This is a genomic window from Citrobacter sp. UYEF32, assembly GCF_040546205.1.
Classification (GTDB): Bacteria; Pseudomonadota; Gammaproteobacteria; order Enterobacterales; family Enterobacteriaceae; genus Phytobacter; species Phytobacter diazotrophicus.
This window is the reverse complement of record NZ_JBEPNI010000003.1, coordinates 265,190-283,519: the sequence shown is the minus strand read 5'-3', so window position 1 is coordinate 283,519 and position 18,330 is coordinate 265,190. Positions and strand designations below refer to the sequence as shown.

The following is an 18,330-nucleotide window of genomic DNA, read 5'->3' as shown; positions in this document are numbered from 1 at the left end:
TGAAAGAATAGACAAATAAGTTTTCAGAATTGCGACTTCCTTCAAACCTTATCCGCAGGTATGTTAGCCAGATAACTATTTCAGTTCTGACAATTCTTACATCGCTCAACCTGACAGAGTATTTATGGCAATCAGTGAAACTCCTCAGCCACTGACCCCGTCTTCCGGGGCAGTCCCTAAGGCGCGCACCGCCTTTGGCATCCTTGGTGCGATTAGCGTTTCCCATCTGCTTAACGACATGATCCAGTCGCTGATTCTGGCGATTTACCCGCTGCTACAAAATGAGTTTTCTCTCTCATTTTTACAGATTGGGATGATAACCCTGACTTTTCAGCTTTCGTCATCATTGCTACAGCCGGTTGTCGGTTACTGGACGGATAAGCATCCGATGCCCTGGTCGCTTCCTGTCGGCATGTGCTTTACCCTCAGCGGCCTGGTTCTGCTGGCGCTGTCGGGCAGTTTTGAAACGGTGCTGATTGCCGCCGCACTTGTGGGCACGGGATCGTCGGTGTTCCATCCGGAATCCTCTCGCGTGGCGCGTATGGCCTCTGGCGGACGTCACGGGCTGGCACAATCTATCTTTCAGGTAGGCGGGAATTTCGGTAGCTCGCTTGGCCCTCTGCTGGCGGCCATTATCATTGCCCCTTACGGCAAAGGTAACGTCGCCTGGTTCGTGCTCGCGGCGCTGCTGGCTATCGTGGTACTGGCGCAGGTGAGCCGCTGGTATGCCGCACAGCACCGGGTCAACAAAGGGAAAAAAGCGGCGACGGTAATCAATCCACTGCCGCGCAATAAAGTGGTTCTGGCAGTGTGCATCCTCTTAGTGCTGATTTTCTCGAAATATTTCTATATGGCGAGCATCAGCAGCTATTTCACCTTTTATCTGATGCATAAGTTCGATTTATCCGTCCAGAATGCGCAGATTCACCTGTTTATCTTCTTGTTCGCCGTTGCGGCGGGCACGGTGATTGGCGGGCCTGTCGGCGATAAGATCGGGCGAAAATATGTGATTTGGGGCTCTATCCTTGGTGTTGCGCCTTTTACCCTGCTTTTACCCTACGCAACCTTGTTCTGGACGGGTGTATTGACGGTGATCATTGGTTTTGTGCTGGCATCCGCGTTTTCCGCCATCCTGGTGTACGCTCAGGAGCTGCTTCCAGGGCGTATCGGTATGGTTTCCGGGCTGTTTTTTGGTTTTGCCTTCGGTATGGGTGGGCTTGGAGCGGCAGTACTTGGGGTCGTTGCCGACCATACCAGTATCGATCTGGTCTATAAAATCTGTGCTTATCTTCCCTTATTGGGGATATTGACCATATTCCTACCCGATAATCGCCATAAAGCGTGATTTCCCTCCGGCCAAAGCCTGGCTTTGGCCTCATACTTCTCAGGCAAAGATGCACTTACAACGGGATCTCTGCTCTCTATGGCCGGGTTGCCGTTTAATTTCGCCCAACGTGCCATTTTCTTCAGAATTCAATGATTATTCATGAACACGATGCTTAAAATTGTCATAAACTGTAACCTGGGTTTTGGTTAATAAACCAAAATGGATCCACGCATCAACGAAAGGAGACGGAATGCATCACGCCACACCGCTTATCACCACCATTGTCGGCGGGCTTGTTCTCGCTTTTATCCTCGGCATGCTTGCCAATAAACTTCGAATTTCTCCTCTGGTGGGTTATCTGTTAGCGGGTGTGCTGGCCGGACCTTTTACGCCAGGTTTTGTCGCCGATACCAAGCTGGCGCCGGAACTGGCGGAGCTGGGCGTGATCCTGCTGATGTTTGGCGTGGGCCTGCATTTCTCTTTAAAGGATCTGATGGCGGTAAAGTCCATCGCCATTCCCGGAGCGATAGCGCAAATTGCCGTCGCCACGCTCCTGGGTATGGCGCTCTCCGCAACATTAGGCTGGTCGCTGATGACCGGCATAGTGTTTGGGCTGTGTCTTTCCACCGCCAGTACCGTGGTGCTGCTACGTGCGCTTGAAGAACGACAGTTAATTGATAGCCAGCGCGGGCAAATCGCCATCGGCTGGCTGATTGTCGAAGACCTGGTGATGGTCCTGACGCTGGTTCTGTTACCCGCCGTTGCCGGAATGGTGGAAAAAGGCAATGTGGGGCTGGCGACGCTCGCCGTCGATATGGGAATAACCATCGGTAAAGTGGTCGCCTTTATCGCCATTATGATGCTGGTGGGCCGCCGCCTGGTGCCGTGGATTATGGCGCGCAGCGCGGCAACAGGTTCTCGCGAGCTTTTTACCCTTTCGGTACTGGCACTGGCGCTCGGTATCGCTTTCGGGGCTGTCGAGCTTTTTGATGTCTCCTTCGCACTGGGTGCATTTTTCGCCGGGATGGTATTGAATGAATCCGAACTGAGCCACCGCGCCGCACACGATACCCTGCCGCTGCGTGATGCCTTCGCAGTGCTCTTCTTTGTTTCCGTGGGCATGCTGTTTGACCCCATGGTACTGATTAATCAACCACTGGCGGTGCTGGCCACGCTGGCAATTATCATTTTCGGTAAATCGGTTGCCGCTTTTTTCCTTGTTCGCCTGTTCGGTCACTCGCCGCGTACGGCCCTGACTATCGCCGCCAGTCTGGCGCAAATTGGTGAATTTGCTTTTATCCTCGCCGGGCTGGGTATGGCGCTGGATTTACTGCCGCAGGCAGGGCAAAACCTGGTGCTGGCAGGGGCAATTCTCTCCATTATGCTGAACCCGGTGCTGTTCACGCTGCTGGAAAAATACCTCGATAAAACCGAAACGCTGGAAGAGCAGACCCTCGAAGAAGCCATTGAGGACGAGAAACAGATCCCGGTGGATATTTGCAATCACGCGCTGCTGGTGGGTTTTGGTCGTGTCGGCAGCCTGTTAGGTGAGAAGCTGATGGCCCAGGGGATCCCGCTGGTGGTCATTGAGACATCGCGCACCCGCGTGGATGAACTGCGCGAGCGTGGCATTCGTGCCGTGCTGGGGAATGCGGCCAACGAGGAGATCATGAATCTCGCGCATCTGGATTGCGCCCGCTGGTTGCTGCTGACGATTCCGAACGGCTATGAAGCGGGCGAGATTGTCGCAACGGCGCGCGAGAAGTGTCCGAATATTGAGATTATCGCCCGCGCCCATTATGACGACGAGGTGGAATACATTGTCGAACGTGGCGCAAACCAGGTGGTGATGGGCGAGCGAGAGATTGCGAACACCATGCTGACGTTGATTGAGAAGCCCCCCGTTGTTGAAGCGATGACCGGGTAAAGGCCTGGCCGCCTGATGCCCTCACCCCGCCCTCTCCCCCAGGGAAAGGGCGAAAACCGTAGCCCGCACGCACCTCCGAATGGTAACCCGGATAAGCGCCAGCGCCATCCGGGAAGCCATTAAAAGGCTTCGCACAGAACTACCGTGACCAGTACGACTCTTCCAGGCTGTCTTCACGCTCCGGCAGCCCGCGGGACAAACGCGGCGCATGCTGGTTCAATACCTGATAGCTCACACGGTTGGCATATTTACAGACCTGCGCCAGCGACGAGTAAGTCAGCCAGGTAAACTGGTGCTTACTGGAATTTGGCACATTGATACGGTGGTAATTGTTGGCGGTGATATCATGCAACAATGCCGCCAGCGCGCCATCTCCCGCCCCGTTGGTATTCATAATTTTTTCCGGGCCGCCCATGTACGGGGCAATATGCGAATAAATGCGCAGCGGCTGCTGGCAATCTTTATGGCGCATCGCGCGGCTAAATTCATACTGATTAAACTCAGCAATCGCCCCTGGCAATAAAGGATGCTGCGTCTTGCGTTTCGCTTCATCTTCGGTAAAGCCGGCCATATACAGCCCCACCGGACCTGCGGTGCAAAGCACCAGATCGACCCAATCCAGCGCCTTATCCGAGGCCAGCAGCGGATCGCTTTCTCCGGTCAACGCCTGCGCCTCTTCTTCATTCATCGCCAGAATGGAGACATGTTCTTTCAGGAAGTTCTGCCACCATTGCGGGTTATCAGCAATCACATATTTCGTACCGAGCGTCAGCACCACCGGCACGTTATGCTTTTTGGCGTAAGCCACGGCCTGCATGGTAGCTTCCGGCATCGGTTCACCCGGATTACACCGCACCAGGTAAGAGGTCAGTACCAGGGCGGAGGCACCGGCGATGACCGATTCAGGAATACTTTGCGGACGCAATTGATTCATATGACCGGGGCTAATAGCGAACGTACGCTCTCCCGACTCGCTGATCAGGGTAAAACAGCGGCCTATTGCACCGTCTACGCCTTGCAGATAGTTCAGGTCGGTACGGCTTGAGGTATTGCACAGGTAACGATAGGCGTAGCTGCCAATCTCAATATTGCTGCACATCACACCCAGTAAGACCGAGCGGTCATCCGCCAGTACCGAGTAGTTGTGCATGGTATTGCCAATGGTGCCGCCCGCAAACTGATGGGTAATCAGGTTTTCGCGCACCAGTTCCTGATATAGCGCCTCGGCCACATCGTCTGCAATGACCAGAGAGTGACCCGCACTCAGACCGTAACGGGCGATAAACGCATCATCCACTTTCGCTTCGATATCCACCAGCGTCTGGTCAATACCCACCACCCAAGAGGCGCTGACTTCATTCTCTGGCTGAATTTGCTGCAATAACGGATCGCGGGCGTTAACGGGAAAATAGTGTTTGGATTTACGTTTACCGGGAAATTTCATGGTCATCGTTACGGGTGAGGATTGGGCGAAGAATGGTAGCACATTCCCCGCGTCTGGCGATCGGCATTACACCGTATACATGTTCAATATCGGCTACGCAGATCCCGGTTCAGGTCACCTTGCCCCTTACAATGAAGGATTATTTACCGGAGGACACCATGGATAAAGGGAATAAAATACGCGTCCTTGAGCGTATCTCTGCTGAAATGCAGCAAGTATTACACTTTCAACAGGAAAACCCACAGCCCGAACCAGACGGCAATGATTATCCCACCCAGCGCCGGGCCTATAACGAAGAACGGCGCTACTGGAACGCCGGAGGGCCAGACATACCGACTAAAGACGTTGACGTACCCACGCGCTATGGCACCGTTCGTACGCGCATTTACGCTTCGCCAAAACCAGAGTGTCAGGCGACGCTCTTTTATCTTCACGGTGGGGGTTTTGTGCTGGGAAACCTCGACACGCACGATCGTATCATGCGACTGCTGGCGCACTATACACAGTGTACGGTGGTCGGGATCGATTACACGCTTTCGCCTGAGGCGCGATTTCCACAAGCCATAGAGGAAGCCGTAGCGGTATGCCAGTTTTATGCGCAACACGCTCACACCTTTAACCTGAATATGCAGCGTTTCGGTCTCGCAGGAGACTCTGCTGGCGCCATGCTGGCGATGGCAACCGGATTATGGATACGTGATCACAACATTGACTGCGGGCAAATGACAGCGCTGCTGCTCTATTACGGCCTCTATGGTTTACAAGATTCACGTAGCCGCCGGCTCTATGGCGGCACCTGGGATGGTTTAACCCGGAAAGATTTGCAAAGTTACGATCAGGCTTATCTGCGCGATGAACAGGATCGCGAATCACCTTACTACTGCATCTTTAACAACGACCTGACGCAGGCAGTCCCTCCCTGTTTTATCGCCAGTGCCGAATATGATCCCTTAATAGATGACAGCAAAACCCTCTACGCGATCATTCGGGAACATAACGCGCATTGTCGGTATCAAATGTATCCGGGAACGCTGCACGCGTTTCTGCATTACTCACGAATGATGGAGACCGCAGATCGTGCGCTACGCGATGGCGCACGATTTTTCTGCGAAAACAACCGTTAGCGATATTTCTCTGTGAGACTGACCATCATCTCGATATGATCCGGGGAATCATTAAGTGCAGGAATATATTCATATTTCTCGCCGCCCGCTTCGAGGAAAAACTCACGGTTCTGCACGGCGATCTCTTCGAGAGTCTCAAGGCAATCGGCGGCAAAACCCGGGCTCATAACCTGAATATGTTTTACGCCCTTCTCACCGAGCATTTTCATGGTCTCATCGGTGTAGGGCGTTAGCCAGGGCTCGCGACCAAAGCGCGACTGGAAGGTCATCATCACTTTTTCTGGCGGCAGTTCAAGGGCTGAAACCAGCTCACGTGTGGTATCCCGGCAGCGCTGCGGGTAATCATCACCTTGATCCGCATAGCGTTGCGGAATGCCGTGATAAGAGAGCAGCAGCAAGTCGGGTTCGCCATGGCGGGCAAATGAGGCACGCACGCTATTCGCCAGCGCGTTGATATAAGCGGGATCATCCGCATAGTCGCGAATAAACGAGATACCGGGAATATGGCGTTTTGGGGCAAGGATACGCGCGAGTTCGTCCCATACCGCCGCCACCGTTGAACAGGAGTATTGCGGATAGAGTGGCAGCACGACGATATGTTCAACGCCTTGTGACTGGAGTTCCTCCACCGCGCTCGCCAGCGACGGCGAACCGTAACTCATTCCCAGCGCAACGGGGACATCAGGAAGACGTGCGGCCAGCGCGGCTTGCTGTCTGCGGCTGTAGACCATCAGCGGCGAGCCCTCTTCCATCCACACGGATTGATAGAGCTTTGCGACGCGCGGAGAGCGAATAGGCAGAATGACGCCACGCAGCAAAGGCCACCACAATAAACGGGACGTATCGACGACGCGCTGGTCGCTTAAGAATTGCCGCAGATAGCGCTTAACGGCATCGGGAGTGGGTGCTTCGGGGGTACCAAGATTGGCCAGCAGAATACCTGCTTTCGTCTGACTCATTCGCGCCTCTTAACCATTGAACTGGCTAATGATTGTAACTGAAAAGCGCGTAAACGAAACCAATCACAGCGATTGGAAGATTATCCCCGGCGAACACCGGGGATAGAGGCGATTAGCCGAGGATTTTTTCCAGCTCTGCGCGCACGTCAGCCACGGCTTTGGTGCCGTCAACTTTCGCGTATTTGGTGTTACCCGCCTGCGCTTCTTTGGAGTAGTAACCGATCAACGGCGCAGTCATCTGATGGTATTCCACCAGACGCTTACGGACGGTTTCTTCCTGGTCATCTTTACGGGTGGTCAGCTCTTCGCCGGTCACGTCGTCTTTACCTTCCACTTTCGGCGGATTGAATTTAACGTGGTAAACACGGCCAGAAGCGGCGTGTACGCGACGACCTACGATACGGTCAACGATCAGCTCGTCCGGTACGTCAAATTCCAGGACGTAATCGACTTTGATACCGGCTTCTTTCATTGCATCAGCCTGCGGGATGGTGCGTGGGAAGCCATCGAGCAGGAAACCATTGCGGCAGTCTTCCTGTGCAATACGCTCTTTCACCAGGGCGATAACCAGTTCGTCAGTCACCAGTTTACCGGCATCCATGATGTCTTTTGCTTGCTTGCCCAGTTCGCTGCCAGATTTCACAGCGGCGCGGAGCATATCGCCCGTGGAGATTTGCGGAATACCGTATTTCTCCATAATGAACTGTGCCTGAGTTCCTTTACCCGCGCCTGGAGCGCCAAGCAGAATAATACGCATTGCGGAAATCCCCTCAAATGTCGATTCAATTTTTCAAAAAAGCGCTAAACGATACCACCAGAATGAGTATGGCTCAAGGAAGGCTACGGGGCTGAAACGGTTAGTGGGAAAGAATGTTTAAAAAATGCGGCAATCCTCCCCACAACAGTCCTCTTCCGGGGGAACGAAGGAGAAAAAAGTGCGCTGTGCCATATCCTCTCCCCTGCGGGGAGAGGATAACGGTGAATTTACGACATTAACAAGGTATTCAAACGCTTAATAAAGAGGTTGGGATCTTCCAGCGTGCCGCGTTCCGCGAACAGCGCCTGATCCAACAGCAGTTCGACCCATTCGCCAAACTTCGTCTCGTCCTGAGTATCGGCGGTGCGTTTCACCAGCGGATGATCCGGGTTCAGTTCAAAGATGTACTTCACTTCCGGCACGCTCTGGCCCGCAGCGGCAAACAATTTCGCCATCTGCGTGCTCATTTCGTCGTTATCGGTGGTGACTATCGCCGGGGTATCGGTCAGACGATGCGTCAGTCGTACCTCTTTCACGCGGTCGCCCAGCAGGGTTTTAACGCGCTCAACAAACGGTTCCAGCGCTTTTTCTGCTTCTTTGGTGGTTTCGTCCACTTCATCAGCCAGTTTATCCAGCGACTCGTCAGCTTTAGAGACCGACTGGAACGGCTTACCGCTGAACTCGGTCAGATAGCTCATCATCCACTCGTCGATACGATCGGAGAGCAGCAGAACTTCGATACCTTTCTTACGCAGCAGTTCCAGATGCGGGCTGCTCTTCGCCGCCGCGTAGCTGTCGGCAGTGATGAAGTAGATTTTCTCCTGCCCTTCTTTCATGCGCGAGAGGTAATCCTCCAGCGATACGGTCTGTTCGGAAGAGTCCGTGTGGGTAGAAGCAAAACGCAGCAGTTTGGCGATCGCTTCCTGGTTGGCATTGTCTTCTGCCGGGCCTTCTTTTAGCGCCAGGCCGAACTGTTTCCAGAAGCTCTGGTATTTTTCCGCGTCATCTTTGGCCAGCTTATCGAGCATCTGCAGGGCGCGTTTGGTCAGCGCATTACGCAGATTACGGGTAACGGTGCTGTCCTGCAGAATTTCGCGGGAAACGTTCAGCGGCAGATCGTTGGAATCTATCAGACCGCGCACGAAGCGCAGGTAGTTCGGCATAAACTGTTCGGCGTCGTCCATGATAAAGACGCGCTGTACGTACAGTTTCAGGCCATGCTTATGGTCGCGGTTCCACATATCCCACGGCGCCTGCGAAGGGATAAACAGCAGGCTGGTATACTCTTGCTTGCCTTCCACGCGGTTATGGCTCCAGGCCAGCGGGTCGGTAAAGTCATGAGCGATATGTTTGTAGAACTCTTTATATTCGTCGTCGCTGATTTCCGACTTGCTGCGGGTCCACAGCGCCTGTGCTTTGTTGATTTTTTCCCAGGAGACCACGGTTTCGCCGTCAACCTCTTCCTGCTTCTCAATTTCCACCGGCAGCGCAATATGATCGGAATATTTGCTGATGATTGAGCGCACACGCCAGTCGTTCAGGAAGTCATCTTCGCCTTCGCGCAGATGCAGCGTGATTTCAGTACCACGCTCCGGTTTGTTGATGTCGGCAACGGTATATTCACCTTCGCCAGCAGATTCCCAGAACACGCCATTATCAGCACTTTCGCCCGCAGCACGGGTGCGCACGGTGACTTTATCGGCAACGATGAACGCAGAGTAGAAGCCCACCCCGAACTGACCAATTAACTGGCTGTCTTTCGCCTGATCGGAGCCCATCGATTCCAGAAATGCTTTGGTGCCGGACTTGGCAATCGTACCGAGGTTCTCAATGACCTCGTCGCGGCTCATCCCGATACCGTTATCGGCAATGGTCAGTGTGCGATTGTCTTTATTAAACGAGACGCGCACACGCAGTTCGCCATCGCCTTCGTACAGATCCGGTTTGGACAACGCGCGAAAACGCAGTTTGTCCGCCGCATCTGAGGCGTTGGAGATAAGCTCACGCAGGAAGATTTCTTTATTGGAATACAGGGAATGGATCATCAGGTGCAGAAGCTGTTTTACTTCTGACTGGAAACCGCGGGTTTCTTGTCCTTTCATGTAAGTCGACCTCAACAATGCCATTAAAAAGTAATAGCCGTCATTCTTCGCGCCGCGAATGTACAGGCTATTGAAATGATGAGGGTGAGATGGGGATTGAGAAGGATTTTTTCAAGCGGAGGCCACGTGTCGCAGCCTCCGTTTGGTCAGAATTTAATCTTGTGGCGACCCGCAAGCGAATGGGACAGCGTGGTGCCGTCAACCATTTCCAGCTCACCGCCAACGGGAACGCCGTGAGCAATACGACTGGCTTCCACTCCATATTGCGCGCAAAGCTCGGCAATATAGTTGGCGGTTGCCTCACCTTCTACCGTCGGGTTGGTGGCGAGAATCACCTCTCGCATCGATTCCGCCTGCAGACGCTGCTCCAGTCGATCGAGGCCAATATCGTCCGGCCCGATACCATCGAGCGGCGACAGGTGGCCCATCAACACGAAATAGCGTCCGGAAAACTGGCCGGTCTGCTCAATGGCGTAGATATCCGCAGGACTCTCCACCACACAGATTTGACCATTTTCCTGACGGCGCGGATTGCTGCAAATATTGCAGATCTCCTGCTCGGTAAAGGTGCGGCAATCGGCGCAATGGCCGATTTCCGACATGGCGCGGGTCAATGCCTGCGCCAGGCGCATTCCACCGCTGCGGTCACGTTGCAATAGCGTAAACGCCATGCGCTGCGCCGATTTCGGGCCAACGCCCGGCAGGCAGCGCAACGCTTCCATAAGCTGCGTTAACAGCGGACTGGTCTGCATCAGAACGGCATCTTGAAGCCCGGCGGCAGTTGCATACCGGAGGAAACAGAAGCCATTTTCTCTTTCTGGGTTTCTTCAATGCGGCGCGCAGCGTCGTTGAACGCCGCAGCCACCAGATCTTCCAGCATGTCTTTATCGTCTTCCAGCAGGCTCGGATCGATCTCTACGCGGCGGCAGTTATGCGCACCGTTAATAGTCACTTTCACCAGGCCAGCACCAGACTCACCGGTCACTTCCAGCTTTGCGATTTCTTCCTGCATCTGCTGCATTTTTTCTTGCATCTGCTGGGCCTGTTTCATCAGGTTACCCAGACCGCCTTTTCCACCAAACATAGGCTCTTCTCTCAGTAAGTCATAGTTAAGGTTGACAGCAAGCCAGCTTACCATCAAATGGGACGAATACTCTCTTCATCCAGATCCGCATCGAAGAAGCGTTGCAGTGTCTGAATGTTGTTATCCGTAATAATCGCCTCGCGCGCCTGCGCAAGTTTCTCTTCATATATGGCCTGACGCCATTCCAGTGGCGTGCGCACCGCCGGATTATCATCTTCAATGATAGTCAATTCAACCGTGTTGCCATGTAATGCCGAAAGCGCGTCCGCCAGCGTTTTTTGCGCAGACGGCGAATTCAGGTGCCGCTGAGCAGAACGTAAATGCAGGCAAATTCGGCTCTCATCCTGCTCTTTCCAGGCGTTGAGCGCCACCTGTTCAACCAGTTTTGGCAGGGTGAGTCGGCTGATTTCCGCCGCCCAGGCATCACGCTCAAGCGACTCTTCGGCCAGTTTCTTCGACAACTCCGGCGTTTTTTCGTGCTCAAGCGCTTTTTTTAGCGCCTTCGGCGTGGCTACCGTCTCTTTCACCTCTTCGGTGACGGTTGTCGCTTTCCAGCGGTAGGCCTCTTTTTTTACCGCAGCCTCTTCATGTGAAGAAGATGCCGGGCGCGACTGCACGCGCTCGGTGACTGACGCCAGTCTCTCCAGCGCGCTATTGTTCACCGGCCGCGCGCGGGCTGCGGCTGCCGGTTCACTCTTTTTTGTTTTGTCCGCTCCCTGAGTGCGCTGCAATTGGCGACGGGCCGCCAGCACCTGGCTGGTGGCATCGGGCAGAGCGACATCATGTTGCGGCTGCTGTTGCGGCTGCGATGGCGCCGCCTGCACCGGAACCTGCGCCGAATTCAACACCGCAGCAGGCGCGGCTGGCGCGAAAGAAGCCTGGGGCGCATCCGGCACCGTTAATGGCTCACGCGGATGAAACGCCAGCGCACGCAGTAGGGTCATCTCCATACCCATACGTCTGTCCGGCGCATACGGCAACTCTTTGCGGCCAATGAGCAGCGTCTGGTAGTAGAGCTGCACATCGCCCGGCGGCACTATGCGCGCCAGCTCCCGCATGCGTTGTTCAATGGGTGCCATATCGCTGCCGAGCGCCGCAGGGCTGAGCTGAACCATGGCGATGCGGTGCATCAGCGTTTGCATCTCCACCAGCAGGGCTTCCCATTCGACGCCACGGGAGGCAGCCTCATTTACCAGCGCCATCGTCCGTTCGCCGTCGGCAGCCACAAGCGCTTCAATCAGCGCCAGTGCCTGGTCGTCATTGAGCGTCCCGAGCATCATGCTGACAACTTGCGCAGTCAGTTGCCCATCACCGCTGGCAATTGCCTGATCGGTAAGGCTCAGCGCATCGCGCAGGCTGCCGTCTGCGGCGCGGGCCAGCAACTGGAGCGCACGCAGTTCGTGGGGAATACTTTCGGCATCAAGAATGTGTTCAAGCTGCGGACGGATTTGATCAACGTCCAGCGCTTTAAGATGAAACTGCAGACAACGCGACAGAATCGTCACCGGCAATTTTTGCGGATCGGTCGTCGCCAGCAAGAATTTGACGTGCTCAGGCGGCTCTTCAAGCGTCTTCAACAGCGCGTTAAAGCTGTGGCGCGAGAGCATGTGCACTTCGTCAATAAGGTAGACCTTGAAACGGCCGCGCGCGGGGGCGTACTGCACGTTATCCAGCAGGTCACGGGTATCTTCGACCTTGGTGCGGGATGCCGCATCAATTTCGATTAAGTCAACAAAGCGCCCCTGTTCGATTTCCCGACAGCTATCGCACACGCCGCAAGGCGTCGCCGTGACACCTGTTTCGCAATTCAGCCCTTTTGCCAGCAGTCGGGCAATAGAGGTTTTACCGACGCCACGCGTACCGGAAAACAGGTAGGCATGATGGATGCGTCCTGAGGATAAGCCGTTCGCCAGTGCGGTCAGCACATGCTCCTGGCCGACGACGTCAGCAAAAGTTTGGGGTCGCCATTTACGGGCTAAGACCTGATAACTCATTGGCAGGCTCTGAAACGCTGGAGGTGGATTAATAGGGGGGAATGCTATCACAACCTCACTTAATCAGCGAGGTTGTCTCTTAGTGACGGACAGCGCACTGTAACCGGAACGTACACGGAGTACGTGAGGATTACGAGCACTGCCCGGCGCTAAAATGACAAATAAAGCAGTCTGATAATTAATGCCCCGGGAATGGCACCAGACTAAAGCAGGTCAGCCCCTGTTTTTCCAGACGTTGTTCACCGCCCAGATCGAACAGGTTAATGATGAATGCTGCATCGGTCACTTCGCCACCCAAACGGCGGATCAGTTTTACGGTTGCTTCGATGGTGCCGCCGGTCGCCAGCAGATCGTCAACCACAAGGACTTTATCGCCAGCCTGGATCGCATCGATGTGGATCTCCAGCTGATCGGTACCGTATTCCAGTTCGTAGCTTTCCGCGATGGTTTCACGCGGCAGTTTACGCGGTTTACGTACCGGTACAAAGCCAACACCCAGGCCTAACGCAACCGGTGCGCCGAACAGGAAGCCACGCGCTTCTGTACCTACTACTTTCGTGATCCCGGCGTCTTTGTAGCGTTCAACCAGCAGTTCAATGCTGAGAGCGTACGCTTTCGGGTCTTCCAGCAAACTGGTGACATCACGGAACAGGATGCCCGGCTTCGGATAATCCTGAATGCTTTTGATGCTGTTTTTGAGAAATTCAAGCTGCTGCGCAGTCGCTGTCATGGATTTTTGCCTGATAGAAACGGTGTTACTCACGGCGCACACTGAGGTTTCGCATGTAACCTGCGGTTAACATTTAACCAGTCGCGCCTGTGCTCGAAAACGCTCGAATTTACTGGCAGAACGCGACAATTGCAACTTCCATCGGTGAGCTTTATGGTTTTTGTTGCTTTGCGTCAATCACGGGCAGTCGCCACATAAAAATCAGCAGGCAAGACAAAATAACCAGCAGCAGCAATCGCACCCATATAATCTTCACCATCCACAGCGAAATGGCGAAAGTGACCAGTATCACGGCGATGGCCCGGGGTTTGGCGCCAGGCGGCATCGCTTTATAGGTTTGCCAGTGACGCAAATAGCCACCAAACCAGGAACGGTACAATAACCACTGATGAAAACGGGGCGAAGAGCGCGCAAAGCACCAGGCGGCCAGCAGAATAAACGGCGTGGTCGGCAGCAATGGCAAAACGACGCCGAGAGTACCCAGCACTACCGCCAGCCAGCCAATGATGATTAAAATAGTCCGTTGCATAGTGCGAATCATTATCATTGATGAGCGGCTAATGTAGCATAGTCGGCGTCATTTACAGGGGAGATAATCGTGAGAAGCGCGTTGCTTTTACAGGCTCTGGAACAAAAGCTGGACGAGCTGGCGCGGCAAATCGCTACTCAGGCAAAGCACGCCACGGTGAGCCCACGTTTTGATCGTCATCTGTTCCGCACACGTAGCACCACAATGGATGCCTGCCTGCAAGAAGCCCGGCACAGTCTGAGCGCGCTTCGCCATGCCGTCGACGCACAGCAAATCGAGCAGGTGGCATGGCTTGCAGAGCACCTTGGGGCACAGATTGCCGCCCTGAGTCGCGAATCGGCCTCCTGGTCGCTGCGTGAGTGGGATAATTCCGCGCCCGGCATTCAAAAATGGCAGCGTAAGCGACTGCAACATCAGGAATTCGAACAACGTCTGATGGCGATGAAACGTGAGCGGGAAACGCGTCTGGCAAAGGTCGAAACTTTCGCCGAACAGCAGCAATTACATAAAGAAATCACCGCATTTGAAGGCAGGCTGCGCCGCTGTCGCGAGGCGCTGGATAATATTGAGCGGGTGCTGGCGCGCCTGACACGTTAACCCGAGGAGAGAGTATGTCGCTGGAAGATGCACCGGATGAGGTCAAGCTGGCGGTCGATCTGATTATGCTGCTGGAAGAGCATGCTATTGCGCCGGAAACCGTGCTCAAAGCGCTGGAAATTGTGCAGCGGGATTTTGAACGCAAAGTGAGGGAGCGTGAGGGTTAAGCCTGGTGCGGCCTGATGCCCTCACCCCGGCTATCACGAGGAGAGGGAGAAAACCGTAGCCCGGAACAGGCGGTCACGCCGCCATCCGGGAATAATCCCCGGTGGCGCCAGCGCTTACCGGGGCTACGACAAGAGAGATATCTGAATCAACTCTGCGCAGGCGTCGGATCGTCGCCTTTCAGCTCGCGCTTCACTTCCGTATGCTCGTCACCGCTCGCATTGCGTAAATGCACTTCCAACTGGTTAAAGGCGATATTGATGTTATTTTCACGACACAGTCTGTCGATCGTGCGGTTTAGCTCATCCACCGTATAGCTACGATCGCGCAGTTCACGTACATACAGACGCAGTTCATGATCCAGCGTACTCGCGCCAAAGGTGGTAAAGAACACCGACGGCTCCGGATCGTGCATCACCTTCGGATGCTCCATCGCCGCTTTTAACAATACCTCTTTCACCTTATCCAGATCGGAGCCGTACGCCACGCCCAGACGGATGACCACGCGGGTAATGGTGTCTGACAGCGACCAGTTGATCAGACGTTCGGTCACAAACGCCTTGTTGGGAATAATGACCTCTTTGCGGTCAAAATCGGTGATCGTGGTGGCACGAATACGGATCTTACTTACCGACCCGGAGAAAGTGCCGATGGTGACGGTATCGCCAATACGCACCGGACGTTCGAACAGGATAATCAGGCCGGAGACAAAGTTACCGAAAATCTCTTGTAAACCAAAACCCAGACCAACCGAGAGAGCTGCCGCCAGCCATTGTAGTTTGTCCCATGAGACACCCAACGACCCGAACACCGTCATCGCACCAACGGCAATGATGACATAGTTCAGAATGGTGGTAATGGCGTAGGACGCCCCCTGGCGCATGTTCAACCGCGAAAGAACGATAACTTCCAGCAAACCCGGTAAGTTACGAATTAGCGCCCAGGCCACCACCGTGGCAATCAAGGCAAACAGCATGCTCCCCATAGTCACGCTTTTTACGGCGGCGACGCCTGCTTCCGTGCCGTTGTAGTGCCACAGGACAACGCTGTCCAGGTAAGCGAAAACGGTGATCAAATCCGACCAAATCGCCCAGAACACGACGCCAAAGAGGGCGATCATCAGCAACATGGTAATACGTAATGTCTGCTGGTTGACCTGCTCCAGGGCTATACCCGGCTCTTCCTGCGGCTCAGCGCCTTCGGCCCCTTCTTTTATCAGGTTCTGGCGGCGGGCCAGCGCACGACGGTAAGCAATACGACGCGCAGCAACGCTCAGGCCACGCAACACAGTCTGGTAAAGCAGGTTCCAGAGGATGACCAGATAGACAGTTTCAATCCAGCGTCCGGACAGGCGCAGCGTTGTATAGAAATAGCCAGTTGCCGTCAGCACCATCAATGCTATCGGAACAATCGCCAGAACGGTGATGGTGATAAGACGAATGCTATGAGACTCTTTATCCCGCCAGCTTTCCCGGAACATCGGCCATACCAGCCCGGTGATGACCAGCAAGTTAAGCAGGATCACTGTTTGTCCAAGCACATCATCCATCAAGTGCAGCGGCGAAAGCTCAGAGACCACGGACCAAAAATGGAGTGGCAGCAGCGCAAGGCTGATGCGCACAATCTGCCGACGCCAGTGGCTGGTCAGTTGTTCCGGCATGTTGAAGTGGTTGACTGCCACGCCGTCTTTTTCCAGCACCTTCCAGCACAGGCCAAATACCAGCCAGAATACGGTCAGTTTTTTACTGAACGCCCACAGCAATTCACTGATATTAAGCTGCATCGTCAGTAAAATGAGGCCGATAGCCAGAATGATCAGGCAGACTGGCAGCGCGCGAATGAGATCGATAAGAATCGCTTTCGGCGTATGTAACTGACTGTCATTGCGTAACTGGCCTACCTGGGTCGCAAGACGCGCCTGATAGCTGCGCAACCAGCCAAGACGCCAGCGAATTAAGCCAGCGATCAGTAACAGGGGTAGGCCTGTGAGGAAAGCAATGGCCACCGCCGGCCAGGCTTTTTCCCAGTTACCGGTGATTTTCATTTTGCTTATCTGGTCTTTCAGCGCCTGTGGGAAAGATTTAACCCAGTCCCCGTCCATTGGCTTGTTGCTGTTTACCCAGAAAATTTGCTGCGTCAGGATCTCCTGAAGGCTTTTCGACACGCTCATCAGTTGCTGCTGATTAACCTGCAGGTTAATCGCCATCATCAGCTGATTACCAAGCTGCTTATTCAGTTGATCGAGCAGTTCACGACGCATATCCACGACTTGTAACAGCGCGTCATGCACTTCGTCGTTGACCTCACTCGAATGCCCCTCTTCCAGTTTTGCCACGAATGCATCGCTCTGGAAAAGGGCATCGCGCTGTTGGTTGACTTCAAACTGCTCCAGACGCAGGTCCGCAATGCGGTTGGTCATATCTTCAAGCTCATCAGCGGAAGGGAGCGTTTGTTGTTGCTGATAAAGGATACGCGACAGCAGCAAGCTGCCTTTAAGTACTGAAATCTGCTCTTTCACGTTGCGCTCAGATTGCAGCGCGCGGTCAAGCCAGTTTTTTACTTTGATGTTTTGCTGCACCAGCGAGTTACCGTTTTCTGTCGCGGTAATAAGCTTCTGGCTAAGCTGGTGGTTAACGTCCAGTTCCTGCTTCACTAACGGCATCGCCTGGATACGCGCGGTTTCATCCGGCGTTACGGCTTCCTGAGCGGTTTTTTCTGTCAGCGTCAGCCGCTTGTTATTGACGGCTTCCTGCAACAGTTGCAGTTGATGTTCAAGGCGATTGCTGTTCGCAGTAGTGTAATCACGCTGTTTCTGCAGCGTGTCCTGCAAGGTAGTATTACCTTCGAGACTCTTACGCAACTGTTCGATTTGCGCATTCAGCAATGCCTGTTGAGCAAGTAAAAGTGTCTGCTGCGTCGGACGCAGAGCCCCCTCACCTGCCGCCGTGCCATTAAGACGATTGCGGATTTGCTGTAACTGTTGCGAAGCGGTGTACATGGAACTTTGCACACGCTCCGGCTGCGTCTGTAACGAGACTAACTGGCTGTTATAATTCGATAAATCGTTCTGAGCCGTTTGTAAGTCATCCAGTAACTGTGCCACGCGCGACTCAAGCTGGCGCAGAGAAAGCGTTGCCAGCGTTTTGCGTGTTTCATCGTCGTTATCTTTATCACTGAGCGCATTGAGGGCATCAGTCGCCTGACGCAGTTTGTCCGGCGCCTGGGTGATTTTCTGTTTTAAGAGAACAGTTTCCTGCTTAACCCGTTCTATTTTGTCCAGAACATCCAGGGTTTCCGTTAAATCCTGAATAACCAGTTTATCCGTAGCGGTGGGATCTTTTTGCTTATTCAGAGCGTCGAGCTGACTCTGGACATCGGAGCGAGCGGGTAAGTCGTTGTTTGTCGGGGCCGCGAAGGCACTGCCTGTAATAAAGGCAAGGACAAAAAACAGCGCGGCAGCCAAAACCGGGAGCGCACTTTTTGAGCGTGTGGATTGCAGCATCATTTGCGTGATTAATCTGTGAACAGGAAAGATGGCCGAAGCTAGCCACGCGCGAAGAATATCACGCCGTGAAGTTACAACCTAGTAAC

General features: G+C 54.1%; 15 protein-coding genes and 1 other annotated feature. Of the genes, 5 read left to right on the top strand and 10 right to left on the bottom strand.

Annotation, left to right across the window (positions count from 1 at the left end):
• Positions 1–124 precede the first annotated feature (124 nt).
• Both ABIB59_RS09605 and ybaL read left to right on the top strand, forming a co-directional pair.
• Complete coding sequence (locus ABIB59_RS09605) at positions 125–1,345, top strand: MFS transporter (RefSeq protein ID WP_041852450.1); 1,221 nt, start codon at positions 125–127, stop codon at positions 1,343–1,345.
• A gap of 232 nt (positions 1,346–1,577) precedes the next feature.
• Positions 1,578–3,254 (top strand): YbaL family putative K(+) efflux transporter, encoded by a 1,677-nt coding sequence (ybaL, locus tag ABIB59_RS09600; RefSeq protein ID WP_041852451.1) that lies wholly within the window; start codon positions 1,578–1,580, stop codon positions 3,252–3,254.
• A gap of 139 nt (positions 3,255–3,393) precedes the next feature.
• Here the strand turns inward: ybaL and ABIB59_RS09595 are convergent, their stop codons facing one another.
• Positions 3,394–4,698, bottom strand: coding sequence for an inosine/guanosine kinase (locus ABIB59_RS09595; RefSeq protein ID WP_110296098.1), 1,305 nt, complete (start codon positions 4,696–4,698; stop codon positions 3,394–3,396).
• A 158-nt stretch (positions 4,699–4,856) separates the two neighbouring features.
• On the opposite strand from ABIB59_RS09595, the gene aes reads away from it, so the two are divergent.
• Positions 4,857–5,822 (top strand): acetyl esterase, encoded by a 966-nt coding sequence (gene aes / locus ABIB59_RS09590; RefSeq protein ID WP_354035159.1) that lies wholly within the window; start codon positions 4,857–4,859, stop codon positions 5,820–5,822.
• Here aes and hemH read toward each other — a convergent pair.
• The 8 genes from hemH to ABIB59_RS09550 form a co-directional block, all read right to left on the bottom strand.
• Positions 5,819–6,781 (bottom strand): ferrochelatase, encoded by a 963-nt coding sequence (gene hemH / locus ABIB59_RS09585; protein ID WP_125125198.1) that lies wholly within the window; start codon positions 6,779–6,781, stop codon positions 5,819–5,821. The genes aes and hemH overlap by 4 nt on opposite strands.
• 112 nt (positions 6,782–6,893) lie before the next feature.
• Entirely contained in the window at positions 6,894–7,538 is a 645-nt protein-coding gene (adk, locus tag ABIB59_RS09580; RefSeq protein WP_041852454.1) for an adenylate kinase, read from the bottom strand.
• Positions 7,539–7,765: 227 nt separating this feature from the next.
• Positions 7,766–9,640, bottom strand: coding sequence for a molecular chaperone HtpG (gene htpG, locus ABIB59_RS09575; RefSeq protein WP_041852455.1), 1,875 nt, complete (start codon positions 9,638–9,640; stop codon positions 7,766–7,768).
• A gap of 146 nt (positions 9,641–9,786) precedes the next feature.
• Positions 9,787–10,392, bottom strand: coding sequence for a recombination mediator RecR (gene recR / locus ABIB59_RS09570; RefSeq protein ID WP_071195813.1), 606 nt, complete (start codon positions 10,390–10,392; stop codon positions 9,787–9,789).
• Complete coding sequence (locus tag ABIB59_RS09565) at positions 10,392–10,724, bottom strand: YbaB/EbfC family nucleoid-associated protein (RefSeq protein WP_041852682.1); 333 nt, start codon at positions 10,722–10,724, stop codon at positions 10,392–10,394. Before ABIB59_RS09565 ends, recR begins: the two co-directional genes overlap by 1 nt.
• 53 nt (positions 10,725–10,777) lie before the next feature.
• Positions 10,778–12,718 carry a DNA polymerase III subunit gamma/tau gene (gene dnaX, locus ABIB59_RS09560; RefSeq protein ID WP_354035155.1) on the bottom strand — a complete coding sequence of 647 codons (1,941 nt, stop codon included), beginning with the start codon at positions 12,716–12,718 and terminating at the stop codon, positions 10,778–10,780.
• Positions 11,381–11,445, bottom strand: a sequence feature (DnaX frameshifting element). Its footprint overlaps the gene before it by 65 nt.
• Positions 12,719–12,896: 178 nt before the next feature.
• A complete protein-coding gene (apt, locus tag ABIB59_RS09555; RefSeq protein WP_047371543.1) occupies positions 12,897–13,448 on the bottom strand; it encodes an adenine phosphoribosyltransferase in 552 nt (183 codons plus the stop codon).
• A 151-nt stretch (positions 13,449–13,599) separates the two neighbouring features.
• The gene (locus ABIB59_RS09550) at positions 13,600–13,977 is read right to left on the bottom strand and encodes a DUF454 family protein (RefSeq protein ID WP_071195814.1); all 378 of its coding nucleotides are present in this window, start codon (positions 13,975–13,977) and stop codon (positions 13,600–13,602) included.
• Between the two features lie 69 nt (positions 13,978–14,046).
• Here ABIB59_RS09550 and priC point away from each other — a divergent pair, with 69 nt between their 5' ends.
• Positions 14,047–14,574: a primosomal replication protein N'' gene (priC, locus tag ABIB59_RS09545; protein ID WP_354035153.1), complete on the top strand. Its 528-nt coding sequence runs from the start codon at positions 14,047–14,049 to the stop codon at positions 14,572–14,574.
• 14 nt (positions 14,575–14,588) lie between these two features.
• Positions 14,589–14,741 carry a pleiotropic regulatory protein RsmS gene (gene rsmS, locus ABIB59_RS09540; RefSeq protein WP_064572426.1) on the top strand — a complete coding sequence of 51 codons (153 nt, stop codon included), beginning with the start codon at positions 14,589–14,591 and terminating at the stop codon, positions 14,739–14,741.
• A gap of 146 nt (positions 14,742–14,887) precedes the next feature.
• Here the strand turns inward: rsmS and mscK are convergent, their stop codons facing one another.
• Positions 14,888–18,241: a mechanosensitive channel MscK gene (gene mscK / locus ABIB59_RS09535; RefSeq protein ID WP_079497642.1), complete on the bottom strand. Its 3,354-nt coding sequence runs from the start codon at positions 18,239–18,241 to the stop codon at positions 14,888–14,890.
• Between the last annotated feature and the right edge of the window lie 89 nt (positions 18,242–18,330).

Coding starts and splice junctions, on each gene's coding strand:
- ybaL (WP_041852451.1), top strand. CDS start 1,578: ATGCATCACGCCACACCGCTTATCACCACCATTGTCGGCGGGCTTGTT.
- ABIB59_RS09550 (WP_071195814.1), bottom strand. CDS start 13,977: ATGCAACGGACTATTTTAATCATCATTGGCTGGCTGGCGGTAGTGCTG.
- rsmS (WP_064572426.1), top strand. CDS start 14,589: ATGTCGCTGGAAGATGCACCGGATGAGGTCAAGCTGGCGGTCGATCTG.
- adk (WP_041852454.1), bottom strand. CDS start 7,538: ATGCGTATTATTCTGCTTGGCGCTCCAGGCGCGGGTAAAGGAACTCAG.
- ABIB59_RS09565 (WP_041852682.1), bottom strand. CDS start 10,724: ATGTTTGGTGGAAAAGGCGGTCTGGGTAACCTGATGAAACAGGCCCAG.
- aes (WP_354035159.1), top strand. CDS start 4,857: ATGGATAAAGGGAATAAAATACGCGTCCTTGAGCGTATCTCTGCTGAA.
- mscK (WP_079497642.1), bottom strand. CDS start 18,241: ATGCTGCAATCCACACGCTCAAAAAGTGCGCTCCCGGTTTTGGCTGCC.
- hemH (WP_125125198.1), bottom strand. CDS start 6,781: ATGAGTCAGACGAAAGCAGGTATTCTGCTGGCCAATCTTGGTACCCCC.
- htpG (WP_041852455.1), bottom strand. CDS start 9,640: ATGAAAGGACAAGAAACCCGCGGTTTCCAGTCAGAAGTAAAACAGCTT.
- apt (WP_047371543.1), bottom strand. CDS start 13,448: ATGACAGCGACTGCGCAGCAGCTTGAATTTCTCAAAAACAGCATCAAA.
- ABIB59_RS09595 (WP_110296098.1), bottom strand. CDS start 4,698: ATGAAATTTCCCGGTAAACGTAAATCCAAACACTATTTTCCCGTTAAC.
- ABIB59_RS09605 (WP_041852450.1), top strand. CDS start 125: ATGGCAATCAGTGAAACTCCTCAGCCACTGACCCCGTCTTCCGGGGCA.
- recR (WP_071195813.1), bottom strand. CDS start 10,392: ATGCAGACCAGTCCGCTGTTAACGCAGCTTATGGAAGCGTTGCGCTGC.
- dnaX (WP_354035155.1), bottom strand. CDS start 12,718: ATGAGTTATCAGGTCTTAGCCCGTAAATGGCGACCCCAAACTTTTGCT.